Annotated in this window: 23 protein-coding genes and 3 pseudogenes; 13 read left to right on the forward strand and 13 right to left on the reverse strand. The window is 52.9% G+C overall.

Translation table 11 applies throughout. From position 1 onward, the window contains the following. Positions 1 to 2 precede the first annotated feature (2 nt). The 7 genes from mhpA to RUA4292_RS05735 all read left to right on the forward strand — a co-directional run bounded on the left by mhpA (position 3) and on the right by RUA4292_RS05735 (position 7,707). Positions 3 to 1,505, forward strand: coding sequence for a bifunctional 3-(3-hydroxy-phenyl)propionate/3-hydroxycinnamic acid hydroxylase MhpA (gene mhpA / locus RUA4292_RS05705; protein WP_058276735.1), 1,503 nt, complete (start codon positions 3 to 5; stop codon positions 1,503 to 1,505). Next, a complete protein-coding gene (locus RUA4292_RS05710; RefSeq protein ID WP_058276736.1) occupies positions 1,471 to 2,451 on the forward strand; it encodes a fumarylacetoacetate hydrolase family protein in 981 nt (326 codons plus the stop codon). The genes mhpA and RUA4292_RS05710 overlap by 35 nt, the downstream gene beginning before the upstream one ends. A gap of 32 nt (positions 2,452 to 2,483) precedes the next feature. Beyond that, entirely contained in the window at positions 2,484 to 3,290 is an 807-nt protein-coding gene (locus RUA4292_RS05715) for a DNA-binding transcriptional regulator (RefSeq protein WP_058276737.1), read from the forward strand. 55 nt (positions 3,291 to 3,345) lie between these two features. After that, positions 3,346 to 4,359, forward strand: coding sequence for a TRAP transporter substrate-binding protein (locus RUA4292_RS05720; RefSeq protein WP_058276738.1), 1,014 nt, complete (start codon positions 3,346 to 3,348; stop codon positions 4,357 to 4,359). Between the two features lie 59 nt (positions 4,360 to 4,418). Next, the gene (locus RUA4292_RS05725; protein WP_058276739.1) at positions 4,419 to 4,928 is read left to right on the forward strand and encodes a TRAP transporter small permease; all 510 of its coding nucleotides are present in this window, start codon (positions 4,419 to 4,421) and stop codon (positions 4,926 to 4,928) included. Next, complete coding sequence (locus RUA4292_RS05730) at positions 4,925 to 6,238, forward strand: TRAP transporter large permease (RefSeq protein ID WP_058276740.1); 1,314 nt, start codon at positions 4,925 to 4,927, stop codon at positions 6,236 to 6,238. The genes RUA4292_RS05725 and RUA4292_RS05730 overlap by 4 nt, the downstream gene beginning before the upstream one ends. Positions 6,239 to 6,423: 185 nt before the next feature. After that, complete coding sequence (locus RUA4292_RS05735) at positions 6,424 to 7,707, forward strand: serine hydrolase domain-containing protein (protein WP_058276741.1); 1,284 nt, start codon at positions 6,424 to 6,426, stop codon at positions 7,705 to 7,707. Between the two features lie 205 nt (positions 7,708 to 7,912). Here RUA4292_RS05735 and RUA4292_RS05740 read toward each other — a convergent pair whose 3' ends face one another. The 4 genes and pseudogenes from RUA4292_RS05740 to RUA4292_RS05750 all read right to left on the reverse strand — a co-directional run bounded on the left by RUA4292_RS05740 (position 7,913) and on the right by RUA4292_RS05750 (position 10,584). Next, positions 7,913 to 8,836 (reverse strand): sulfotransferase domain-containing protein, encoded by a 924-nt coding sequence (locus tag RUA4292_RS05740; protein ID WP_058276742.1) that lies wholly within the window; start codon positions 8,834 to 8,836, stop codon positions 7,913 to 7,915. Between the two features lie 186 nt (positions 8,837 to 9,022). Further along, positions 9,023 to 9,316, reverse strand: a pseudogene (locus RUA4292_RS23885) (IS30 family transposase); the annotation flags it as partial. 54 nt (positions 9,317 to 9,370) lie between these two features. Further along, positions 9,371 to 9,823: pseudogene (locus RUA4292_RS23890) on the reverse strand (IS6 family transposase); the annotation flags it as partial. Positions 9,824 to 9,876: 53 nt separating this feature from the next. Continuing rightward, complete coding sequence (locus RUA4292_RS05750) at positions 9,877 to 10,584, reverse strand: IS6 family transposase (protein WP_058276744.1); 708 nt, start codon at positions 10,582 to 10,584, stop codon at positions 9,877 to 9,879. A gap of 57 nt (positions 10,585 to 10,641) precedes the next feature. On the opposite strand from RUA4292_RS05750, the pseudogene RUA4292_RS24410 reads away from it, so the two are divergent. Together RUA4292_RS24410 and RUA4292_RS05755 are read left to right on the forward strand one after the other, a co-directional pair. Then, a pseudogene (locus RUA4292_RS24410) lies at positions 10,642 to 10,767 on the forward strand (IS30 family transposase); the annotation flags it as partial. Between the two features lie 196 nt (positions 10,768 to 10,963). Continuing rightward, positions 10,964 to 11,446 (forward strand): fasciclin domain-containing protein, encoded by a 483-nt coding sequence (locus RUA4292_RS05755; RefSeq protein WP_058276753.1) that lies wholly within the window; start codon positions 10,964 to 10,966, stop codon positions 11,444 to 11,446. Positions 11,447 to 11,747: 301 nt separating this feature from the next. Here the strand turns inward: RUA4292_RS05755 and RUA4292_RS05760 are convergent, their stop codons facing one another. The 3 genes from RUA4292_RS05760 to gntH are packed head-to-tail and all read right to left on the reverse strand — an operon-like array spanning position 11,748 to position 16,026. Continuing rightward, on the reverse strand, positions 11,748 to 12,971 hold the full coding sequence (locus RUA4292_RS05760) for a HupE/UreJ family protein (RefSeq protein WP_233493361.1): 1,224 nt from the start codon (positions 12,969 to 12,971) through the stop codon (positions 11,748 to 11,750). Between the two features lie 52 nt (positions 12,972 to 13,023). Continuing rightward, positions 13,024 to 14,835 carry a hypothetical protein gene (locus RUA4292_RS05765; protein WP_145974880.1) on the reverse strand — a complete coding sequence of 604 codons (1,812 nt, stop codon included), beginning with the start codon at positions 14,833 to 14,835 and terminating at the stop codon, positions 13,024 to 13,026. 9 nt (positions 14,836 to 14,844) lie between these two features. Further along, on the reverse strand, positions 14,845 to 16,026 hold the full coding sequence (gene gntH, locus RUA4292_RS05770) for a guanitoxin biosynthesis MBL fold metallo-hydrolase GntH (RefSeq protein WP_058276747.1): 1,182 nt from the start codon (positions 16,024 to 16,026) through the stop codon (positions 14,845 to 14,847). Positions 16,027 to 16,164: 138 nt separating this feature from the next. Here gntH and RUA4292_RS25615 point away from each other — a divergent pair, with 138 nt between their 5' ends. Next, positions 16,165 to 16,521, forward strand: a complete 357-nt coding sequence (locus RUA4292_RS25615) for a TetR/AcrR family transcriptional regulator (RefSeq protein WP_058276748.1) — start codon at positions 16,165 to 16,167, stop codon at positions 16,519 to 16,521. Positions 16,522 to 16,545: 24 nt separating this feature from the next. Here RUA4292_RS25615 and RUA4292_RS05780 read toward each other — a convergent pair whose 3' ends face one another. From RUA4292_RS05780 to RUA4292_RS05805, 6 genes are all read right to left on the reverse strand, one after another. Then, positions 16,546 to 17,229, reverse strand: coding sequence for an aspartate/glutamate racemase family protein (locus RUA4292_RS05780; RefSeq protein WP_058271321.1), 684 nt, complete (start codon positions 17,227 to 17,229; stop codon positions 16,546 to 16,548). Positions 17,230 to 17,235: 6 nt separating this feature from the next. Next, positions 17,236 to 17,958, reverse strand: coding sequence for an ABC transporter ATP-binding protein (locus tag RUA4292_RS05785; protein ID WP_058271322.1), 723 nt, complete (start codon positions 17,956 to 17,958; stop codon positions 17,236 to 17,238). Positions 17,959 to 17,961: 3 nt separating this feature from the next. Continuing rightward, the gene (locus tag RUA4292_RS05790; RefSeq protein ID WP_058271323.1) at positions 17,962 to 18,744 is read right to left on the reverse strand and encodes an ABC transporter ATP-binding protein; all 783 of its coding nucleotides are present in this window, start codon (positions 18,742 to 18,744) and stop codon (positions 17,962 to 17,964) included. Then, positions 18,741 to 19,721, reverse strand: a complete 981-nt coding sequence (locus tag RUA4292_RS05795; protein ID WP_186437347.1) for a branched-chain amino acid ABC transporter permease — start codon at positions 19,719 to 19,721, stop codon at positions 18,741 to 18,743. Before RUA4292_RS05795 ends, RUA4292_RS05790 begins: the two co-directional genes overlap by 4 nt. Before the next feature lie 4 nt (positions 19,722 to 19,725). Continuing rightward, on the reverse strand, positions 19,726 to 20,595 hold the full coding sequence (locus tag RUA4292_RS05800; protein ID WP_058271324.1) for a branched-chain amino acid ABC transporter permease: 870 nt from the start codon (positions 20,593 to 20,595) through the stop codon (positions 19,726 to 19,728). 87 nt (positions 20,596 to 20,682) lie between these two features. Beyond that, positions 20,683 to 21,870: an ABC transporter substrate-binding protein gene (locus tag RUA4292_RS05805; protein WP_058271325.1), complete on the reverse strand. Its 1,188-nt coding sequence runs from the start codon at positions 21,868 to 21,870 to the stop codon at positions 20,683 to 20,685. Positions 21,871 to 21,916: 46 nt separating this feature from the next. On the opposite strand from RUA4292_RS05805, the gene RUA4292_RS05810 reads away from it, so the two are divergent. From RUA4292_RS05810 to RUA4292_RS05820, 3 genes are all read left to right on the forward strand, one after another. After that, a complete protein-coding gene (locus tag RUA4292_RS05810; protein ID WP_233493362.1) occupies positions 21,917 to 22,819 on the forward strand; it encodes a GntR family transcriptional regulator in 903 nt (300 codons plus the stop codon). A 577-nt stretch (positions 22,820 to 23,396) separates the two neighbouring features. Further along, on the forward strand, positions 23,397 to 23,744 hold the full coding sequence (locus tag RUA4292_RS05815; RefSeq protein ID WP_145974881.1) for a hypothetical protein: 348 nt from the start codon (positions 23,397 to 23,399) through the stop codon (positions 23,742 to 23,744). 328 nt (positions 23,745 to 24,072) lie between these two features. Next, complete coding sequence (locus RUA4292_RS05820) at positions 24,073 to 24,861, forward strand: hypothetical protein (protein ID WP_058271327.1); 789 nt, start codon at positions 24,073 to 24,075, stop codon at positions 24,859 to 24,861. Positions 24,862 to 24,979 lie beyond the last annotated feature (118 nt).

The following is a 24,979-nucleotide window of genomic DNA, read 5'->3' on the forward strand; positions in this document are numbered from 1 at the left end:
CGATGTATGACGTTGCGATTATCGGGTTTGGTCCTACCGGCGCGACACTTGCCAACCTCCTGACCAAAAGCGGTGTTTCGGTTGTGGTTCTGGATCGCGAAGGCCAGATGTACCATCTGCCCCGCGCCGTGCACTTCGATGACGAAGTGATGCGCGTTTTCCAGACCGTCGGGATAGCTGACGCGCTTTTTAAGCTGGTGCACATCAACCCGGGCATGAAGTTCGTAGATGAAAACAATGAGTTGCTGCTGGACTGGCCAAGACCGCAAAACGTTACGAAACATGGGTGGCACGCAAGCTACAGATTGCATCAGCCTGATCTCGAAACGCTGTTGAGAGCCGAACTGGCGCGTTCCCCGACGGCCACCACGCTGGAACTTCACAACGTAGTAAATCTTGAACCCACAGGGAATGGCGTAGAGTTAACCGCACAGGATAAGACAAACGACTGCAAGTCCACCATTGAAGCTCGATACGTTGTTGGCTGCGACGGGGCCAATTCGTCCGTGCGTCGCTGGATCGGCAGCGAAATGGAAGATCTGGGGTTTGAAGAACGCTGGCTGGTTGTCGATTTGCATCTCAAACATCCAATGCCAGAGCTTGGCGATCATTCCATTCAATTCTGCGACCCGGACCGACCGATGACTTATTGCCGGGCCCCCGGTATTCGCCGCCGCTGGGAAATCATGGCTTTGGACGGTGAAACCGACGCCGAAATAATGGAACATTCGAGTCTCTGGGATCTGCTATCGCGGTGGATTACGCCTGACGATGCCGAGATCGAGCGCAGTGCTGTCTATACTTTCCGTTCACAGGTCGCGAAAATCTGGCGAAAGGGACCGGTTCTGATTGCCGGAGATGCCGCCCACCTGACGCCACCCTTCATGGGCCAAGGAATGTGCACCGGTATTCGAGACGCCGCGAATTTGGCATGGAAGCTCGTCAAAGCACTCAATGGCGGCGATGAAGAGATGCTCTTTGACAGCTATCAGGATGAACGAAAGCCCCACGCGCGCAGCTATGTTGAAACTGCGGTTCGTCTGGGCGGCCTGATCAACTCGCTTGATCGGGAAAGTGCCCTGCAACTTGCAGACAGTTCGCGTTCAGGTGCCATGCGATCTATTGCGCCCAAGCTTGGTCAGAGCGCACTGTTGCAGGTGCAGACAAACAACCCTTATGTCGGGCGTCCCTTTCCCCAAGTGCACCTTGATACCGACGGACAGCGGCTGGACGATGCTGTTGGACACAAGCACCTTCTTGTCAGCCGCGCCTCATTGCCGGAATGCAGCGATGATGCTGTCGCACTTAATGCGCGTGATCACCCCCAGCTGGACGCCGTGCTCTCAGATATTGGAACAAACGCCGTCTGGGTGCGACCCGACCGGTACGTCGCGGCTGTCGCGGAAACCCTCCTGGAACTTCCAGAACAAGCCCTGTCCCTTTTTAAGCCGAAAAAAACGAAAGATAGATATGAAACTGGCATCACTGAAATCCGGCGGTCGTGACGGATCACTCGTCGTCGTGTCAAAAGACCTGACCAAAATGGCATCTGCCACATCAGTTGCGCAAACGTTGCAGCAAGCGCTCGAAACTTGGGAAAGTTCAGCCACAGCGCTGAAAGAGATCTCGGACTTGGTCGAGCAAGGTGAGATTGACACGATGGCTTATGACGTGGACCAATTGGCCAGTCCGCTGCCTAGATCATATCAATGGGCTGATGGAAGTGCATATCTCAGCCATATGCGCTTGGTACGCAAAGCCCGCGGTGCTGACATGCCCCCCGGTGCTGAGACGGACCCACTGATGTATCAGGGGGGCGGTGACTATTTTCTGGCACCGACCGATGACATTCCCTGCATTGATGTAGACTGGGGATTAGATTTTGAGGGCGAGATTGCTGTGATCACCGACGATGTGCCCGTCGGGTGTTCTGCCGAGGCGGCGACCGGTCACATCAAACTGATAATGCTGTGCAATGATGTCTCATTGCGCAATATTATGAAACCGGAACTGGTTAAGGGGTTTGGCTTTTATCAGTCAAAACCTGCAAGTGCGTTTTCGCCGGTTTGCGTGACGCCGGATGAACTGGGTGAATACTGGACCGGATCGAAAGTTACATTGCCGCTCGAAACCTTCTACAACGGCAAAGTCTTTGGCAAAGTGCCAGCTGGCACCGACTTGAACTTTGATTTCGCCCAGTTAATTGCGCACGCTGCAAAGACCAGAGAATTGCGTGCAGGTACCATCATTGGATCGGGTACAGTTTCGAACACCGACCATGAAATCGTCGGATCGTCATGCCTTGCAGAAAAACGGATGATCGAGATCATCGCCACGGGTGAGGCAGAGACACGATTTATGGAACCTGGAGATACTATTCGCTTTGAGATGCGAAACCCGTCTGGCCATTCAATTTTCGGCGCTATTGACCAAAAGGTCGTCGCCACCTGAGAATGCCTAACAGAACGGCCTGAAGGATGAGAATGGCGGTAGACAACCAACCCAGCATTCGTGCCCTGCTACGCGGACTGGACTTGTTGCGGTTCGTGAACAGTCAGGGTTCGGCGAAGCCTGCCGAAATCGCCGCTGCGATTGGCGTGCCGAGACCGACTGTCTATCGGCTGCTCCACACTTTGGAAGAAGCGGGATACATTCTGATGTCGGCATCGGACGCCCGGGTCAGGGTATCGCCTCGTGCATCAGGTCTGGGCGACAACTATGCTGCTCATTCGCACATTTGCCGTGTTGCTGCCCCAGGTCTTGCGGAATTCACCGACGTGCATTCATGGCCTCTCGATCTTTCGGTTTATCGCGATCTGCACATGGTCATCGAAGAAACCACGCACTGGCGCAGCCCGTTCTCGATTGATCGGAACATGGCCGGGTTGTCCTTGCCGATACTCAGGTCTTCGGCTGGGCGCGCCTTTCTGGCATTCTTGGAAGACAAGGAAAGAAGCATTATTCTTGATCTGCTGCGCAACAAAAACGACCCCGAAGACGAGCGTTTTTTGCTGGAAAGCTGGATTGCTTCACGCCTCGATCAATACCGCAAACAAGGATACGCGACGCGCAGTCCTCGCACCTTTCGACCGGACACATCGAGTTTAGCGGTTCCAATCATATGTGAGGATCGCGTCCTAGGATGCCTATCGATCATCTGGATCGCCAGCGCGTTTTCAATGACCGAAGCTATCACCCGTTATACAGGTTCGATGAAAGACTTGGCCCATCAGATAGCAGCGCAAATGGCACAAAGCGCATCTGTCCGCCAAGCGGACAAAAAGATCTAAATCACAGTAAGGAATTCTGCGGAAGCGATAGATTTAGGAAAAACCGGGAGGAAACATGAAACATCTCATCAGATCGACTTTACTGACCTTTGGAATTTCGTTGACGGCAGGCGCAGCTCTGGCTGCGGACACTGTTCTTACAATCTCGTCATGGGCGCCGCCAACGCATGGCATGAATGCGAAACTCTGGCCCGAATTCACGAAAATGCTGGAAGAGGCCACCGAAGGCCGTATCAGCGCAGAAGTAAAGTACGGATTGGGAGCGCCACCGGCACAGTTCGACCTTATTCTGGACGGGGTAGCGGATGTCACCTGGATTTTTCACGGATACAATCCAGGACGTTTTGTGGCATCCAAGATGATCGAGTTGCCTGGTTACGAAGGCAATGCCGAGGCCGCGTCAGTGGCCTATTGGCGAGCGTATGAAAAATATCTCGCCGAAGCAAACGAGCATGACGGGGTGAAGGTTCTTGCTATGATGACCCACGGCCCCGGCATCCTGCACTCGGAGACCAAGTTGGCCTCGTTGGATGATATATCTGGCATGAAGTTGAGGCTTGGTGGTGGGGTTTCAGGAGACGTGGGTGCAGCGCTCGGTGCCACCGGTATCCGGGTGCCGGCACCAAAAGTCTATGAAACATTGGCCTCCAAGGCGGCTGACGGTGTCATGATGCCCATGGAGGCCCGCGCAGGCTTCAAGCTGTTCGAAGTTGCACCGCACAGTTACTCTGTGCCCGGTGGGTTCTATCGCGGCTCTTTTGCAATCGTGATGAACCAGGACAAATACGACGGGCTGTCAGATGAAGATCGCGCTGCTTTGGATACCATAGCTGGCGAAGCGCTTTCTCAGGTGGCCGGGCGCATGTGGGACGAGATTGACCAGATTGGCATCGAAACCATTGAAGCCAATGAGGGCAACTCGTGGACTGAAGCCAGCGAATCTGACGTCGCAACCTGGAACGAAATGACGGGCCCGATCATCGAAAGCGTTCTTGCCGAGGTGTCGGACAAAGGAATCGACTCCGCAACGGTGCAAACATTCATTGCCGAGCAGATGTCAGGCAACTGAACCGTTACGAAGAAACACTGCGGGCCCTAGTAAAGGGACCGCAGTTTTACGAGGCAGGCATGGCTAACATTCAGAAACCGAGGCTACGCAATCCCTGGTACGTTGTTCTTCATCTGCCCACATGGATCGCGGCGGGCACCTTGTTCATGCTGATGTGCATGACGTTCTTGGACGTAGTTTTGCGAAGCGCCTTCGACAATCCAATCGAAAGCGCGACCGAACTGACCCGGCTTTTTATGGCTATTATCGTATTCTCCGCCTTACCCTTGGTGTCGTGGAAGGGTGAGAACATCGTCGTGGACCTGCTTGATCCTTTCTTCAGCGAACGGCTGGCCCAAATGCGCGATAGCCTGATCGATGCAATCTGCGGGATAGTTCTCATCTGGCCGGCAATACGGGTGTGGGAACTTGCGGAACGGGCGCGTCAGTATGGCGACGTCACAGAGTATCTGAACCTGCCACAGTTTTATGTCGGATGGTTTATCTCGATCTTTGTCGCCCTCACTGCAATTGCCTTTCTGGCGCGCAGTGTCGTGCGCCAGATCGCTAATACTGAGGTCTCCGAATGACTCTGTCGTTGTTGGGGCTCGGAGCGGTCTTAATTTTCGTTTTCTTGCGCATGCCCATTGCCATAGCCATGGGGCTTGTCGGCTTTCTGGGTTTTGTGGAATTGCGCGGATTTCGCGCCGCGATCTCGATGGTGGGTCGGCTGATTATCGACACGGCTCAGGATTATGGGTTGTCGGTGGTACCTCTCTTTATCCTGATGGGCCTCTTCGTGAACAAGGGCGGCCTTTCAAAGGAGCTCTATCGCGCGTCCTACGCATTTCTCGGCCATATGCGTGGTGGATTGGCAATGGCGACGATTGTGGCCTGCGCTGGCTTCTCCGCAATCTGTGGCTCTTCCCTGGCGACAGCTGCGACAATGTCCAAGGTCGCCATGCCGGAGATGCGAAAATACAAGTATTCAGACAGTCTGGCGACGGCCTCCATTGCGGCGGGGGGCACCTTGGGCATCCTGATACCGCCCTCCGTAATCTTGGTCATCTATGGCCTGTTGACGGAAACAAGCATCGGAAAGCTCTTTATCGCCGGCGTTGCTCCAGGGTTGCTGGGCGTTTTGCTATATCTTGTGGCTGTCCGGTTTTCGGTGACCCGAGACCCGGATGCCGGACCGGCGGGCGAGCGGGTTTCATGGCGAGAGCGGCTTTTGTCGCTCAGGGATATTTGGGCAGTGCTGCTGCTGTTCTTCCTAGTGATTGGCGGGCTCTACGGTGTGTTGGATGTCTGGCCCTTCTTCATAACGTTTTCCCCGACCGAGGCTGCAGGAATGGGGGCCGCTGGCGCTTTCCTGATTGCATTGTCCAGAAGATCCTTGAGTTTTTCATCGACCATGGAGGTATTGATCGAAACTGTGCAGACAGCGGCCACGCTATTTGCGGTCTTGATCGGAGCGTGGATATTTTCGAACTTTGTCAATCTTGCGGGGCTGCCCGAGGCACTTAGCAACTTCGTTCTTTCCCAGGGGCTGTCGCCGACACTGGTCATTGTGTTGATCCTGCTGGTCTACGTTCTTCTTGGTTGCGTTTTTGAAAGCTTGTCGATGCTGCTGCTTACGGTGCCCATCTTCTTTCCGGTAGTGACCAGTCTCGGGTTTGATCCGGTTTGGTTTGGTATTGTTGTCGTCGTGGTCACCGAGATAAGCCTGATCACCCCGCCCGTCGGTTTGAATGTCTTTGTACTAAAAGGTGTCGTTAAGGATGTCCCCACATCTGTGATATTTCGAGGTGTCACTCCCTTCTGGGTAGTGGATATCCTTCGACTTTTGATTATCGTCTTTTTTCCTTGGCTTGTACTTTTCTTACCAAATTCAATGTAGGCCGGCTCTCGGTGGTTGGTTTTAAACCTGAAATTGCCTTTTCAAGTTGTCTGTTTTGGGCTCAACGCGGTCGTTCGTCGAAATTTCGTGAGTGACTGCCTTGCGGACAAAGCAGACCGTCACATTCGCACCATTTGGTGGTTTCGGGTTGTCGGTATAAACTCAAAGAAATGGGGGAGAGAACGATGAAAACACTATGCTATTTCTATGCCTTAGCATTTGCCAGTGCGGCGTTTGCGCAAGACAACACTGTCGAAGGACGGCCGATGACCGCGGCCGAGATGGGGATCATGCAAGGGACGCCTCCAACCCGAACCATCGATATTTCTGTTTGGGACAAAGGCCCGGACAATCGTTGGGCGTTTCAGCATATCAGCGAGTTCCTGCACGTCGCAAATATCAGCCGTGGTTCAAGACCGGCCGCGCCTCTCAATCTCGCGCCTCTAGACCTCTCGGGGCTTCATTTTGACGGCTTAGACGGTCAACCGATGACAGTCGCAGACATGCTGGTCCGGACGTATACCGATGGCTTCATCGTTTTGCACAACGGCGATATCGTCTTTGAAAAATATTTCAATGGAATGACTCCGCACACTAGGCACCTTCTGATGTCCGTGTCGAAGTCCGTTACAGGCACTCTGGCTGGGATACTCGTGAATGACGGACGACTGAACCCGACGGCGATGGTCACGGACTATATCCCGGAGATGGTTGGCGCGCCTGGTTTTGGTGATGCGACGGTTCGGCAAGTTCTTGATATGACAACATCTATAGTCTTCAGCGAGGACTACGCCGACCCTGAAGCAGAGGTTGTCGCACACGAGGCCTCAACAGCTTGGCGCGGTGAAAATGCGCCCATGGCCGAGGAAGGGGTCTATGCCTTTGCCGCTACCATTGAAAAAGACACGTCGCGACCGCATGGTCAGCAGTTTCAATACGCATCGATCAACACTGACGTTCTTGGCTGGTTAATCGAAAGGGCTTCGGGACAGCGGTTTGCGGACTACATGAGCGCCGCGATCTGGTCGCAGCTCGGAGCCGACCACGATGGCCAAATCACGGTCGACTACAAGGGCGCCGCCGCCGCAAACGGCGGATTCGTTCTGACTTTGCGCGACCTTGCTAGGTTCTCGCAAATGGTTCTGGACGATGGTTTCTACAATGATCGACAGATCATACCGTCTGGGTGGATCGACGATATCCGCTTTAACGGGGACAACGCGGCTTGGCAGCCGACAATCTACTCTAAGACTTGGTCCGACGGCTTCTACCGAAATCAGTGGTATGTGACCAAAGACGACCACGGTTCGTTCTTCGCCGTCGGAGTCAACGGTCAGCACATTTGGATTAACCCCACGACCAGGACGGCAATCGTTAAGTTCTCATCGCTTCCAGTGAGTGCAGACAAGGAGAATATCGCGTTGGGCTGGGCTGCAATGGACGCGATCTCCCGCTCATTTCAAGAGTAGTCGGGAATCCCGGCAATTCCCCTCTTGAAGGCACAGACAAAAAGGCACTTCGAAGGTCTGCTTCGGGCTCGGAGCGGTCATCTGACCTTTTCCGTCAGATGACCGAGATGCGGACAATGCCGCCGTTCGCGAAAAACGCCTCAATCTCGAAAGGGGCAGAGCTATTTTCCTTGTACTTCCGTGGGATACCCCAGCGACCTTCATATCAGGGGAGTTCACCCCCTTCGTAAAGCCAATTTACGGCCGCTACATCAGGAAAAATCTGACTACCCACCTCACGCATGTGCCGAGATATTTCGCCCGTCATACCGTCGGCCTTTGCTTTGCCAACTTCTCCCTTGCGGATCATTGCGCCAGAACCGAGAATCGGAACTTTGCCAGCAGTGCTCGCCTCAAATTTGTTCTCATTCTTCTTCATCCACGGAAACGATGTGTACTCAAGGATTTTTGCCCAATGATCGTGGCTCGGCTCCTCACCTAAGAATTCCGCTATCTTTCGGACAGATCCCTCGTGGTCTCGCTTCATATCCGCAAAATGGATGAACATGACGTTTGGCTCATGCCGAAGCGGCCACCACGCTGCAAGGAAACCAAAGAAGGCCCCCTGCAAGCCATGGCCATCTATAACCTCGGAATAGAATGACGGAAAGTCTGGGCGGCACATTGCTTCTCTTGGCATCTCCCAGAGGTCGAACCATTCGTCTGTGTGCTTGTCTAGGAATGTCTTAAAAGAGACGACCCCTTCTTCGGGATTGCGGAAAACGACGACGTATTTCACGTCTTTGCCTGAACCGGCTGTCTGGAATGGCACACCGGGAGGTGGGGAATGTGTCTTAAATGCGCGGCGAGTATCTGTGGGCATCGCGGCCACTCGGTCCACAACATCCTGATGGGGCTGCCCGGGGTAACCCAAGAACTCAATCCAGGGGACTTGCTCGTAGATATCGCGAAATTCAGAAGTCCCACCGGTCAGCAGTTGATGAACAATATTCATTGTCCAAGTTGTGCCGCTTTTGATGGGCACCGAAATGACGACGTCCCCATCACGCCATTCGATCATCTGCTGAATCTCAGGCTGAATCCATGGAGGTCCTGCGGGAGGAGCATCGTTTTCCACAGTATCGCTCATCTTATCGATCTCCTTACTAGCTATTCACCAAGACGTGCAAAAAACTATTTTCCGTTCAGTGAGCCGTGTCACGCATGTGAAACTCTCGTCCTTGTCAGACATTGGCAATTCCCATCGGCACGTTTTAAGAATGCAAGAGCCTTGTATAGCACAGTTGGCGCAACGAGTCCGCTTTGGGCGGCGGTCTCAATGGGTCGATGCAACACATGCATTGAAACGCTCGGCTGGTGTTTCGTAGTTGAGCGTCTTTCGAGGTCGTTCGTTGAGCTGCCTTGCGACAGCACTGAGCTTTGCCTGACTATGTATCGACAAGTCCGTGCCCTTTGGGAAGTACTGTCGCAGCAGGCGGTTGGTGTTTTCGTTTGTGCCGCGTTGCCATGGGCTGTGTGGTTCACACAAAAAGACATCGATATCCGTCGCCAGGGTGAACGTCTTATGCCCGGCCATCTCTGTTCCACGATCCCATGTCAGAGAACGATACGGTGCTGTCAGACGAATTCGAACCAGTCTCAGTTTGCCAGAAAATGTCGGAACCTAGGCGGAACAAAGCTGGCGCCACTCGGCGAGAGCAGCGGTTCGGTTGAGTTTAAAATTCACTCGTGAGTAAAGGTGGCGTTCCTGATTGAAGTGGTTGTGGACCGAAGAATGGACGGCAGAGAATTTCTGCAAACATCGCATCTGTCGGAAGCGCTGCATGGCCCGTTCTCGTCGTCGAAACGGCAGATGGGAATTCTCGGCCCGATTGTTCAACCAGCGGCCCGTTTCCTGTCTTTCAGCGTTGCCAATAACTTTCATGGCAGCGCCATAAGAGCGAAGTTTATCCGTCACAATTACTTCTGGTCGGCCATACCTCTTCATAGATTTCCTTAAGAATTTCAACGCTGCTTTACGATCTCGCCGCTTCGTAACGTAGGATTCCAGCACTTCACCTTCGTGATCAACGGCCCGCCAAAGGTAATGCATCTCTCCGTTGATCTTTACGAAAACGGTGCTGTCAGACTAATTCGAACTAGTCTCAGTTTGCCGCGGAAATCGCGAACTTATCCGGAACAAAGTTGACGCCACTCGCTAAGAGCGGCGGCGCGGGTCAGCTTGAAGGTGTCTCGACTGGCTAACGATCTTTGCTGGTTGAAGTGGTTGTAAACGGAGGAGTGGACGGAGGCGAATTTCTGCAAACTTCGCATAAGCCTGAAACGCAGCATGGCACGTTCTCTTCGTCGAAACGGCAGGTGCGAGTTCTCGACGCGGTTGTTGAGCCACCTGCCCGTCCTTTGTTTTTCGGTAGCGCCAAGCTCTCTGAGCGCGGCTCTGTATGAGGCGAAGCGATCCGTGACGACGTTTTCCGCTTTTCCGTGCCGCTTCATCAATTTCCTGAGGAATTTCAGTGCAGCCTGCTTGTTTCGGCGTTTGGTGACAATGGCTTCCAGTACCTCGCCTTCATGATCAACGGCCCGCCAAAGATAATGCCGCTTGCCATTCACCTTCACGAAAACCTCGTCAACGTGCCACTTCGATTTCGAAAAGGCTCGGAGTTGCTGAACCCGTTTTCTTCGGATCTCTGATGCAAACATCGGGCCAAACCTGTTCCACCAATATCGGACAGTTTCGTGGCTCACGTCGATGCCTCGCTCGTGCAACAGATCTTCGACATTCCGAAGCGAGAGCGGGAAACGGATGTACAGCATCACCGCAAGACGGATGATCTCTGGGCTGGTTTTGAAATACTTGAAAGAGGCAGGATTGGTCATGGGCAAAAGCTACGCAACACCCCTGCCCCGCTCAACCCAAGTTCTTCTGACAAGACCATATCGGGCTTTAGCCAAGCCAAACTCAGCGCCGTCGCTCGCCAGCTCAACGAGCGACCTCGAAAGACCTTGCATTACCAAACGCCAGCGGAGAAATTTGAAGCTTGTGTTGCAGCGATCAGTTGAAACCACAGCTCAAAACGGTCATTCGCTGCGATATGCACGGATGGCCGAGATGCGGACAGAACGGGCATTCGTCTTATTGGCGGCAATGACTGCACTGAGCCCAAAGCAGTCTTTGAATGACGGCCATCAGCGGAAATGATATCTATTGGTTCAATCGGTTCGTAGGGCCGACACAAGAACAAAAGGAGAAACACCCATGAATCGTAGATTTGTTCTGAAATCCACTGTTGCTGCAGGCCTGATGGCTCTGGTTGCCGGATGTTCGACCGGAGGTGACGACATCATCGAAGTTGCTTCGTCTAGCGACCAGTTCTCGACCCTTGTGGCGGCTGTTTCGGCTGCTGGATTGGTGGAAACATTGCAGGGTGACGGTCCATTTACCGTATTTGCTCCGACCAATGAGGCCTTTGCTGCCCTTCCAGCCGGTACTGTCGATGATCTTTTGAAGCCGGAAAACAAGGATCAGCTTGTTACTATCCTGACGTATCACGTCGTTCCTGGTAACTTCCCCGCAAGTTCGCTGGCCGGGAAGAAAGGTTCGCTTACAACTGCTCAAGGTGGCACCCTCACTGCGGATGGAACTGACGGCGTAAAAATCAATGGAGCAAACGTCATCGCTCCTGATATCTCAGCTTCCAACGGCGTAATCCACGCAATCGACACGGTGCTTCTTCCCTAGTAAGTACCCTTCATCGGGCGAAATTTATGGCCCCGGTTAATCCGGGGTCATAGGAAGAAGGTCACACCCAAGAATCTGGTAATATCCGGGTGCCCTAGCAAATCGATATCTGGAAACCATAGGCTTGCCGTAGAGTTGGGAGAGCCTAACTGAAGCAGACAGTCGCTTTGTCAGTATAGTGTTCGTTCATACCAATTGCAGCGAACGACGGCACCGAGCCCAATCTGTCTTATGCTGCGGAACAGCCGAATGTTCGCTTTTCTCCTAGGCGACCATCACGGCACACGCCATCGCAATGACCCTAAGCCAACGTGGAATAAACCTCGGCAACTCGCTGAAAGGTCCAATAGCAGGCGATAGCCGCACATCCACCGGCTAAGCCCACTCGTAAGGACATCCACAAACTGGAGTTCACGCGACGACACATTATCAAGGCAGGCCAGAGCGCAAGAATAATGGCGACCTGGCCAAGCTCGACGCCAAGATTGAATGCAAGCAGGCTTTGCCAGATGTTTGGGGATGTAACTTGCAAAATCTTGTGCAACACAAAGCTAAACCCAAGCCCGTGCAAGAGGCCAATCAGCGTCGTCAGAAGCACCATCGTGACCTCAGAGCGCGCGCTGTCCTTAAAACTCATAAACGCTGCGACAGCTGCAAATATGATAGAAAGCGCGATTCCGGTTTCGACGGCAGGAACAAACCACGCGCCCGATGGTACAAACCCGAAAAACCCCAGCGACAGCGTTACGCTATGCCCAACGGTAAAACCAGTTGCACGCAGCAATAGCGCCCTGAGTGTCTGCGCTCCAATGACCAAACACACAACAAAAAGAACATGATCCAATCCTTCGAGGATATGTCGTATACCTTCCCAGACAAAACTCAGGAATCCTCCATACCCCTTTTGCTGAACCACCAATGGTTCAGTCATTAGGCCCCGAGATCGGAATATCTGCGGTGTGTCCGACGCGTAGTCGAGATGGAGGTTGGCCGTTTGGTCCTGATCCGGCAAGCCGGGGTCCAGCACGTTGGCAATGCTGTACGATTGGACCGGGCCGTCAGTGTCATAATGCAGGACGAGATCGACAATTGTGTCACCAACAAACAGCGGTGGCGTTAAGGCCGTTTCAGCGGCCACGGCCTGTTGAGCTTCGGCCAAAGTTGCAAATCCGGGTTCATTTCCAACGCGATGCAAGCGAACGGACTTAACTGTTCCTCTTAAGCGCTGATTGTCGACAAACAGATGCAACCCAACTTCGGCGAATTGCCCCAGCCCATTGGGATCGCTCATGGCAGCTTGCAAGTCGACAAAGTGGACCAACTGACCGTCGCTCATGGCATTAGTCGTGAATGGTGCAGCTTTCGGCAAAGCATCACCATCCTGATCACCGACCTTGTCTGCAACCAGATAAGGCATGGGCGTACGGATGTAGACACGCAGACCGTCTTCGGAATGCTCGACATGCGAAATTCGAACGTTTAGGTTAAGCAAAAAATGTGCCGAGGCCGATAGCGTCAGTGACAAAAACACACCGACAAACAGAGCGCTGAAAGCAAAAACCTTTGGTCTTAAACACTTATGCATTTGGATCGCGAGCCTCGATCACAGTTAATCCATCCAGCTTCCATTGCCCTGACTCAGGTACAACCTCGGCTAGCACCCGGAACGTAACCGCGCGTATATGGGCGTGTCCCCAATGACCGCCTTGGGCTTTCACTGTCCAATTGGCCAGAGTACTAAACCCACCCGGTTTAAGGGTCGGGTCAATGTACTCCACTTTCAGCGCACTAATATCTGTAACTGTCGCAAGACTGCCTCCTGGCGTTCGGATTACGAGACCACGTTCTACCTCTGTTGCGATGTCGCCCAGAGATGCCGCCGTTACAATGTGGGCCAGCTCTGCCTTTCTTGCCGCCGGCGAAGTTTCCAGGGTCACCGTGTTCAAGTTTTCGACCATCGAGCGCAGTATATCTTCCGCAACCTGCTGCTCAGGGGGCTCGGTCTTACTCCAGGGTAATTCCGGCAAATATCCCGAAAATACAAACGTTGCCGAAGCAGCGGCAATCATAGTCGCCCAACTGGCACGCTTTGCGACTTTGCCTCTGGTTAGCAGGAGAAAACAGAGTGAGACGGCGCTGATAGTCCCGGCGATCAAAGCCACGGCCGGGTTCTGTCGTTTCTGCTGCTCTACTGGAATCTGAGTAACAGATGCTCTTTGGTATCGGAGTAGGTGGTTCTGCCAGTGAAACTGAGGGTCCGCAGGTGTAACAGCTCCAAAGAACGGCCCGGCGATATCGTTTGAAATGGTCGCAACGCGGGAAATTTCCTCGTCAAATATATCCCAAGTGACCGCCACCTGATCGGGAAGGTCTGCCGATGAGAAAGACAGGATAGCTCCAATAAACGTATTGTTCACAGACACTTCCTTTCCCGGCTCGACAACCTGAAAACCCTGCGATGTCAGCTCCAGGAGTTTTGCAGTAGCGTTTGATGGTTGCACTGACTTGCCATCAATGGTCACCGGGTTGCGAGAAGCCAAAAAAGACGCCGCCTGGTTTACGATCAAGGCGCTATGCTGTGGCGAAAGCGTTTGCCCCACTTCGAAAGTTTCACCAATCCAAGGCGCCAGTTCACGCAAGCGGATCAGTGTTTCATGCCGAACTTCACGAGGTTCGATGTAGAGAAAGGTGGATGTCCCGTCCTGAGCTTTTCGATTCAGGCTTTCAGCAGAAAAGCGGCTGTACCACGGATCAGGCCAGTGAATCTTTAACTCTGCCGGCTTTGCCAAGAAACTGAAATCCGTGACCGGAACCTCTCGGTCAAAAACCTGCATCCCGATTGTTACCAGTGGTTCGCCATCCTGCGATGGAGGCAATATGGTCAGCTCGTTGGGAACTGAGTTTTGAAACGGAAAGAACACTTCGACGAACAGAACACGCGGATCTTTTGGCGGGCTGGGAACAGTTTTGCCCGAGAATGGATCGCGCTGACCTGCAAGCGGCGAGGCCCGGTCGATGCGCGTTCGGTATTCTAACTTTCTGATTTCAGCGTGTAGGTGCTGTTCGTCCCTTGCAACAATAGACAGCGCCCGACTTACAGTTTGTTTAGAACCTTGATTGGAATCTTGCTCAACCTCCGGCTCACCCCCGACGAAATCTGATGACCACTCTATTGGAAGCATATCCGCAAACAACGGAATATCTTCGACATAGACCTCAAGGTCGACGTAAACCCCATCATCTTTGACATGAAGGACAGCAATATTGGGTGCGACTTCCGAACCGTTTGTCAAAACGACATCTGCTGAAACGGCCTGTGCACCCGAGACCATCACGCTCAGCATCAGGAATAGTCGGCACAGATACCGCCAAATTAAAATTTTGTTCACCCCTGAACGTCAATTTTCCGGCATTGGCGGTGGCGTGTAACCATCCCATTTGCCCGCGTTGACTTTGTCGGACGGCTCTTTTTCTTTTGAACGCGGGGCATTGATGTACTCGTCGCTTACAGCTGGTGGCAATGCATAGTCATCAACACTCGCTTCCCGAACAACGATCTGGTCCTTGGTTACGTTGATCACCTGAAGATCTCGCGCCAGCGTGAGCGGTCCATCGTAAGTCGAACGGACGCCTTCCAAAATCGCCTGATAATTTTCGGGTGATAGAACAGAATGATACCCGAGGGCCATACGCGGCTCGACCGCAGACATCACTTTGCCAAAAGCCGCAGGTTCGGTATGAACGCGCGTAGCTACATAGGTCGCCTGTTTCATGTCCCATCCAAAATACGGGGCCAAAGCATCAGGTGGAAGAAACGCCTCGTGAGATGCGATGTCCGCCCCTTTCGCATATTCTACATACCATTTGTTTGGGTAAGTATCTCCGCCAAAGACGTATTTAAGTCCGTTCCATTCCAGAGAATAACTCACCGAGCCATCTAAGCTGTGGATAGCAGGCCAGGAACGGATAGTTACGTCGTTCTCCTGATAAACGATCTCGTTTTCCTGCATGTAATCGAATTCAGTGACTTCAAGCTTGGCGCCATCATCCGGCAGCGCCCCCGTACGTGTCGCTAAATCCCAAGCATAGGCTTTAGATATACCCTCGACATAGGCTTTGGTGCCCAGTTCATCCTCTGACCCGGACGGGCCGAAGACGCGGAGCGGAGTATATCTGCCCGAAAGCCAACCCCCAACATGCAGACCCATAAAATCCCCAACGTGGTCTACATGTAAATGGCTGAAAAAGACCTTATCGACCTTTGCAAAGTCCGGTCGCAGCGAGAACAGGTTGCCCGTTGCGCCAGTTCCTACGTCAAACAGAAAGACGTCCCCATTCCCAAGTTCTACATAAAACGAAATCGAAACGGCTGCCTTGGTTTGGTTTGGCATACCCGTACCCAATGCCGTGATACGCAACTCATCCTCGCCGAGGATTTCAGTGTTGGGAAAGTAAGACGCGGGATATACACCGTTTTCGATTTCAGTGGCACTCCGACCCGTCGGTAAGGCGTTTTGCGCCGTGGCTGTGCCAGCCAGCGTCATGCCTAATGCCATCAATGTGCCGGCTGCGGTTTTCATTAAGTTATTCATTGATCCCCCCCTTCAAAGCGAAGCCTCGTAAGAGAACACGAAACCGTGAACCTCTTGCTCACCATAGACATCTCTACGGTAAGTCCATAGACTGCTCTATGTAAAATAAAGAATGCTGTAATTTGAATGTCAGAATCTATCGATCGAAGCTCACCAAAAAACGCCGCGACCAAGGAAGACTGGATATTGCTGGCCTACAAAGTACTCAATGAGGGCGGCGTTTCCGCGATAAAGGTCGTGCCAATGGCAAAGCGACTGAATCTAACAAGCGGCAGCTTTTACTGGCATTTCAAGAACGTCCGTGAGCTTTTGGATGAGGTTCTCAGATATTGGGAGCAGGAATTGACTGACAAAGTGATCGCAAAGGCAAAGACATTTGGCGGCCCCCCGGAACTCTGCGGACAAAGCACCAATTCGCTGCGGCTGCATCGAAGTCCGCTTACAACGCGTTGCGACGATCAATTGTTTTGCAGGTCAAATTAGCCATACAAGAGCAACGAACCGCTGCTAGCTATACGAATAGGCACCGATTTTCGACGTTCTAAGTTTGTTGTTCACCAACGCTTCTGCAAAGGTGATACCTGCAGCCACCCCATCGATAACGGGTAAGCCAAACTCCTCGCTGAGATGGGCCATTAGGTCAGCCATTCCTGCGCATCCAAGAACGATTGCTTCTGCATTGTCCTGTTCAATTGCCACACGAATTTCTGACCGGATTTTGTCCAGCGTGGCCGGGTCGCCCTCTTCAAGCTTGAGAACAGGAATTTCAGTCGCTCGAACACGCCCGCACTTTTGGGCAAGCCCATAGCGCATCAGATTGTTTTCCAGCCCCGGCACCGAGCGGGACAGAGTAGTGATAACGCTGAACTTGTTCGCAATCATACTGGCCGCATGATACGCGGCCTCACCAATGCCTAGCACAGGAACGGAAACGAGTGTACGCAAAGCGTCCAGCCCTGTATCGTCAAAACAGGCAATGACTATTGCGTCTACGTCTCTGTGCTGAACGACCTCCTTCAACAACCCTGGCACACAAGTTGCGACGTCCAGAAATCCCTGAATGCTGGCTGGGCCGTCTTGCGAACTGGCGGCCACAATCTCTGTGTCGGGACGGGCAACAGCGCGCGCCGCCGACGCGATTTTGTCAGTCATGGAAGTGGTTGTATTGGGGTTGATAACAAGAATTTTCATGTCAACTCACACCTCGCCGCCAAGATAGGCGGCTTTGATCCGGTCATCGTGCAACAGTTCTTTTGAGTTGCCTTCGATGACAAGGTTCCCGGTCGCCATCGCGTAGGCGCGGTGCGAGATGCTGAGCGCCATGCGCGAGTTTTGTTCGACCAGCAGTACCGACACACCTTCGTCGCGGTTGATCGCCACGATAGAGCGGGCGATGTCCTGTACCAGCTTTGGCGCAATGCCAAGACTTGGCTCATCCAGCAACAAAAGCTTGGGCTTAGCCATTAATGCACGACCAATCACCATCATCTGCTGCTCGCCACCTGACAACGTGCCAGCCGCCTGAGAGTAGCGCTCCTTAAGGCGCGGAAAGCGGGTGAGAATGCTGTCCAGTGTGACTTGTATTTCGGCCTTGTCGCTGCGGGTGAAGGCCCCCATCATCAGGTTGTCTTTAACTGACATGAATGGGAACACGCGCCGCCCCTCAGGCACCATCGCGATGCCGCGTTTGACGATTGCAGACGGGTCGGTGCCGTCGACACGTTCCCCGTCAAAGGTGACGGACCCTTTCACAGGTTTTGCCAAGCCCGTAATGGCGCGCAAGATGGACGACTTGCCCGCACCATTGGCCCCTATCAGGGCAACCGTTTCGCCTTGGTTAACGTTGAGCGAGACACCTTTCAGCGCATAGACATGGTCATAATAAAGTTCGACGTCTTTGAAATCCAACATGGCTGTCATGGCTTACATCCCGATTTCGTCGTCGGCGCTGCCCAGATAGGCCTCGATGACTTTTTCATTGTTCTGGATTTCGGATGGCGTGCCTTCGGCGATCTTTTCACCAAAGTTCAACACGACGATCCGGTCCGAGATATTCATGACGGCGGGCATATCGTGTTCCACCAGCATCACCGTCACGCCACGTTCGTCGCGTACAGAGCGCACGAGATTGACCATGTTCATTGTCTCATCGTGGTTCATGCCTGCAAAGGGCTCATCCAACAGCAGCACCTTGGGGTCAGTGGCTAGGCCAATAGCGATACCTAACGCGCGCAAGTTGCCTTGTGGTAGGTTACTGGCCAATTCATTCGCAATCTCAGACATGCCGAGAAACTCCAACAACTCATCCGCGTACTCGCCAAAGGCTGTCACATCTTCTTTGGCGGTTCTGGAGCCCCAGAAATACCCGGCCAGAGATGCCTTGGCCCGCAGGTGCTGCGCGACCACAACGCTTTCGCGCACGGTCATGCTTTTGAAAATCGTCGTCTCTTGAAACGTGCGCACGATACCTTTGCGAGCCACGACATACGGTTTCAGGTTGGAAATAGGCTCTCCGCGATAGAGCACTTCACCTGATGTGGTCGGTGTGAAGGATGAAATCATCTTGAACAGCGTGGATTTCCCCGCACCGTTCGGGCCGATCACCGACAAGATTTCATTTTCTGACACATCAAAACTGATGTCATTGTTTGCGATTAGGCCGCCGTATTTCTTGGTGACATTGTTGACCTGAATAAGGGCGCTCATTTGTTGTTCCCCTTTCCAAACCGAATGCTGAGTAGGCCATTGGGTAGGAAGCGGATCACGGCGATCAGGATGATCGAGTAAACAAGCATTTGGTATTTGCCGAGTTCGAACAAAAGGTCCCAACCAAAGTACAATACAAGCGTTCCAAGAATTGGACCAAAGACATAGCCAAGTCCCCCAAGGAAGCAATTCAGCATAAAGTTGACCGAATCCGCGACAACAAAGGTGGAGGGGTAGACCGACTGCGCGATTGAGCCGAACATGGCCCCACCGATGCCGCCAAAGAAACTTGAGATCGCAAAGATCACAATGCGGATGTAGGCGATGTTCACCCCGATAGAACTGGCAAGCTCTTCGTTTTGCTGCATCGAACGGCAAAGGTGCCCAAGGCGCGAATTGACCAGCCTATAAAGTGCCGCATAAGTCACGACCATCAGGATGCAGGCCGTCAGGTAGAAGGCCAGTTTGGTGTTCTCCATTGCGCCGAAATCGGGGATCAGCGGGATGCCGAAAATGGAGGCGCCGGATGGCAAGGGGATGTTCGAGATGCCTTTGGCTCCGTTTGTGATGGGCAGGGCCAATGCTGTCAGCGTCACTACTTGGGTGAGGACCAGCGTAATCATCGCAAAATAGACGCCACGCAGGCGTAAGATTGGCAAGCCAATCAGCACGGCGACCAGCCCAGCAATCAACCCGGCGGCTGGGAGTGATATCCAGAAGGACCACCCGGCTTTGACGACCAGAATGGCCGAAACATATGCACCAATCAGCGCAAACGCCCCCTGGCCAATGTTGATCCGCCCAATGTAGAATGTCAGCCAGACGCCCGCACTAGCGATGGCCAAAAGCGCTACAGAGGTCAGGGTAAAGTAGAAATCCCAACGTCCCGTCATGTTGATAAGCAGCGGCACGCCAACAAAAATGGCCACAAGGAAGACACCGACGCCAACCAGTTGTTTTTTTGAAAATCCCATCATCATCTTAACCCCACGGCTTGCCCATCAGGCCCTGAGGCCGAATGGCGAGGAAGATCATCAGCGAGATGAAAATCAGCAGGTATGTGATGTCACCATATTGAGCCAGATACGCCAGCCCGAAGGCTTCCATAAAGCCTAGGATAATACCGCCCCAGATCGCGCCAGAGATCACTCCGGCACCGCCGATCATCACCATCATGAAGGCTTTGATTGATGTAGGCCCACCCATACCAAGGTTCACACCGGTGATGGTCACCAGAAGGCCCCCAACCAAACCAGCCAACATCGCACCAAGCGCGAAGCCGATCATAGAGTAGCGGTCAACATTAACGCCCATCAACTGAGCGGCGGTTCGGTCTTGGGCCAGCGCTCGCAACGCACGACCGGTCTTGGTGTATTGCATCAGGCCGATAAACGCGACGATCGACAGGATCGCCAAGATGCAGATCAGAATGCGGTCATAAGGCATGATCAGGCGGAAATCATAGTTGAACACGCCATCGACAATCTTAGGAACGCCGCGCTGCTTTTCGCCAAAGACAATCAGGATCAGGGCATCCAGAAAGAATGCAATCCCTGCCGCTAAGAGCATCGTACTTTCTTCGCGGGCAGATCCCTTGATTACAGGGGCAAACAGGTATCGCTCAATCAGCGCCCCGAGGATCGCCAGCGTCACGCAGGACATAACCAGGGCCAATACGAACGGCACGCCCCACTGGCCGTAGAATGTATAGGTGACGAAACCGCCAATCACGTACATCTGCCCGTGGGCAAAGTTGAGGACGTTCATCAAGGCAAAGATCAGGGTCAGACCAAGCGCGATCATCGCGTATTGAGACCCCAGATAGACGCCATTGGCCAATATCTGTTCCATTTCGATTTTCTTTCGTGGAAGAGCCCTGGGCCAAAGCGACCCAGGGAAAGTTCTGCTCAGGTGAAACCTAAAAGCAGAAGGGAATTTTTAGTCGACCTCAGCGACGAACAGCGTTTCGAACTGGCCGTCCTGATAGACATTTACCACCAATGGCACTGCAACTTGACGCTTTTGGCCAAAGGACGACATGCCGACATAACGCAACTTTGCATCACCGTTCATGTAGGGGTTTGGTGCCTCAAAAGTGTCCATTGTCGTTTGGAACGCATCCACATCGGTGATAGCGGAAGGGTCGGCTTTCAGCGTTTCCAGAATATACTCCAAAGCATAAACTTTGGTGTTGGATTCGTCGTTGTACTCGCCAAACATATCTGTGTAGCGCTGTACAAACTCGTTCATCATTGGTGATGCGAGCTCGGGCGTGGATGCCCCGCCAACTGAGATGAAGCCATTTGCAAGATCCCCGGCACCTTCTGCCAGAACACCTGCATCCTGAGCGGTCTCGGTTGAAATCACACCTTCGAAACCCAGTTCCCGAGCGGAACGTATCAACTGTGGTGCATTCGCCGGTGAAACTCCGGACAAGACCAACAGATCAGGGCGTGTACGCATGATTGGCGTTAGAACGGGTGTGAAATCTGTCGTATCGACCTGATACGTGACGTTGGATGAAACAACTTCCATGCCAAGCGTTGTGGCTGCTTCAACCCCGCCGTCACGCTGGCTCAGAGGGTCAGATTCGTTGGCCGCAATAAAGGCGACCGTCTTAACGCCTTTTTCTTCCATCAGATATTTGTAGATCGCAGGGCCGGATTGATAGTTGGCAACCATACCCAATACGGCGTTGGAGGCCGGTGCTTGGTAAAGCGACTTTGGAAAGGCGTATGGGAAATACATGATCCCGTTAGCTTCAGCCACGGGGCGCACGGCTGCCGCGCCGTCGTCAACGTTTGGGCCGACGACATAGTGGATGCCTTCCTGGGCCATTTTCTCCATGCCCGCAATTGCGCGCTTGGGGTCTTTTTGATCATCAAAGGAAACGATTTCAATGTCATAGGTCGTGTCGCCGATGGTGTAACCGCCAGTCTCATTGATCCAGTTGGCACGCGCTTCCATTGAACGTTGGTTGGAAATACCCCAGGCGGCAGCAGGTCCGCTAGTCACGCCAACAAAGCCAATTTTCAGAACCGGATTTTCTGCGAAGGCAGCAGTTGCCCCAAACGCCGTCAGTGTTGCAGCCGTCAGGGCTGCTTTCATGAGTGATCTTCGCTGCATATCTTAACTCCCGTTGAATTCAAATTCGACGCGTTTCACGCCATTCTTGGCCGGCAGTTTGATGGAATCCCCATGCGTGCCGCATGGTCAGTTCACGATTGTTAACAATTTTTGTCAACATATTTGGCAATTTGGTCGACAAATTCTAATGCTTGGCCTTAGACTGATTGGAGATTATGCCTTTACAGCCAGCGAATCCGCAAAAGCAATCAACCCTGAAAGTAGTTCCGTGTCCTCCATTCCTCAGCAAAGCAGCATAGGTAAGACGGGCCCCAACCAGGGATCGGATGAGAATTTTATTGTTGAGCGCATCTACAAGGCGGTCATGGAACAACGTTTGGCACCAAACACCAAGCTGAGTGAAGCACGCTTGTGCGAAACCTTTGGCGTTGGTCGTATGCGGGTTCGACGGGCACTTCTACTACTCTCGAGTCAGGGGCTCATTGAGTTACAGTCAAATCGCGGCGCTTATGTTGCCTGTCCCGACAAGTCCGAGGCGAACGACGTATTTGCGGCTCGGATGTTGATTGAGCCACCCCTCGTTCGGCAATTGGCTCAAAGCTCTGGTGATATTGATCTGACGGTTCTTATTGATCACATTGCCCTTGAGGGCGCGGCCCGCGAAAAGGACGAGCGCACCGAGATCATTCGACTGTCCGGTGAATTCCATACAAAACTCGCCCAAGCAACGGGCAACAAGTTTATCTTCCGCATGATGCGCGAATTGGTCACGCGAACATCCCTCATCGTTGGCCTTTTCGGATCGTCGCAAAACGCGAGCTGCCCAGATGATGAGCACAGTAAGATCCTGCGCGCGATCCAGTCACAGAACCCGGAATTGGCTGAGAAACTGCTCATATCTCACCTGAACCACATTCAGAACGGCCTTGATATGGAATCGCGGCAGGAACCTCAGGACGATCTCGCAACTATTCTTGGTTCGGATTGATCAGAATATCAGCATTTTTTGAAATGAAGGACCGTTGGAAACCAGTATAAATTGGTTGGGTCGGCTAAATTTTCAATAAGCTGAGCCACTCTCCATAAACTTCCCAAGGTCGGGTGTTAGATAGCACAGCATTCCTTCATGCAGTTCGCAGCATCTGGTAGAATGGGCTCAGTGCTGTCGTTCCGGGCCCTGTGGTCTAATGACTGCTTCAAACAGCCGAATGTCTGGGCATCGGGTCACGCCGCTGAAAGCGTTGAAATTTCTGTATTTCGGGAATGGCAGCTTACGGAGCATAGTCCACACTTGCTCTGCTGCGCCGCCGCAAGTCCGCCCTGAGCCCTTCTCAGACCTTGATAGCGTGCGCAACATTCGAAACGATTGGCTAGGACTCTCGGCTGCATTCGACGACGAAGCAAAAGGATGTTCTAAGGTTGTCAGACCACTTCGCACAATGGATAACCAAATGTGTCGATCGATCCTGATGCTGCTAATGACTATAGGAATATTGGGAGGTCCAGCATCATCCCAGCCGCTCTATGAGGACTCTAAGGCATTTAATCCTTCCAGCGAAACGGCAATGGCGATTACCGGGCCAGTAATCTTGTCTACCAAGCGGATGGTCTTCGAGACCGGCAAGTTTCTTGATCTAGAAGTTCATGACCCCAAGAGTTCAGGCAATTGGGGCGCGTCCCAAGAGGTGCCTGTTGCTCAGGTTTTTCGTGTATCAGGGGAGGCAGGCCCACTGCGGCAGGGGAATACACTTTGTGGCGACCAGCCAGTCACGTACATGGCAGCCTGGAGTGAGGAAAGCTCCGGGTTCACCTACCTCGGCGTAGCGATGTTCACTGGCATGGAGCCGCCTGAAGGCGTTGCCGATCAGGCCATGTGCGCAGCGTATTTCTTCTCGATGGATGTTGCGGAGTAGCCCAGTAGGCGGTCAGACTAATTGTGGCCATGTTGTTCGCGAAGCGGATATGCCTTCAACTTCTGATTTGTCCGCATAGCGGAAAAAGATGCCCCAAATTCCGCTGCGGCATGAATGAAGAGCCGCTTTTCTTGCCGCGACGCAGCAGACAATTTCAGCCAATTCCTTGCTGCAGCTGCGAGTGTGAAGGTTAGAGCACTTCCGGTATGGGCTCAATGCGGTCGTTTGCCGAAATTTCCCGGGCGACCGCTATGCAGACGAAGCGGCTTTGCCCATTGTAGCGTATTAGTGATATAGACATAACGTCGACGTACATATCCTTCTGGCTATGCCGACCCTATTTCTGGAGGAGGTTCAAAAGCGACCAAAAATGAAGAGTTCAATATTTCGGAAAACCAGTGCCGCCTGCATTCTGGCCTTCTCCCTTTCTCAAAGTGGGGCAGCTGCCGAAAACGCCTCTAACCCACTTTCAAAAGGTCGGAACACAGATCTCAGAATTCAGCATACTGACGGAAATAGCGGTGAAAAAACAGACTATTTCATTGATGGCGCCTTCATGGCGCTAGACAATTTGAAGATCAAATACGAGCTTCACTACAACAATATATCAGCAAATGGGATGTCTTCCAGCGACTGGGAAAAGGCGCTCGTTAAATTGATATACTTCCCAACGGAGGGCTTGCTCAATGAGACTTGGGGGTACCGCGCGGCGGTGGGCCTCGACTGGATAGTTGAGTTTGGCAATGATGACCAAGGCATTGGGACAGGTTCAGATCAGCTCGGACCGTTCGTCGGGGTCGCCTTTGGAAACCAAGATACTGGTCTTTCACTTATCCCCTTGGTACAGCATTTCTTTGACTACAATGGCGATACCGACATCAGCCAGACGGCGCTCAGGTTAATCGCGCTACAACCCTTCGCAACCGACTACTGGGCCAAGTTGGATTTGAAAGTCCCATATGATTGGGAAGAAGATGCATGGTCTGGCTCTGCAGAAGTCCAGATCGGATACAACATCAACGAAGGCATCGCAGTCTACGGCGAAGCGCTTCTGGGAATTGGTGGCAACCGATCTTTTGACGAAGGATTTGGTGTAGGCCTTCGCTTCCGATACTGAACCTTTATCCTTTTCCGACTTGGTCTCAGTAAACGTTGTTTGTTTATGACCGCTCAGGGCTCAGGGCTCAGGGCTCAGGGCTCAGGGCTCAGGGCTCAGCGCTCAGTTCGGACGTTCG

The organism is Ruegeria atlantica (genome assembly GCF_001458195.1).
In the GTDB taxonomy this organism is placed as follows: Bacteria; Pseudomonadota; Alphaproteobacteria; order Rhodobacterales; family Rhodobacteraceae; genus Ruegeria; species Ruegeria atlantica.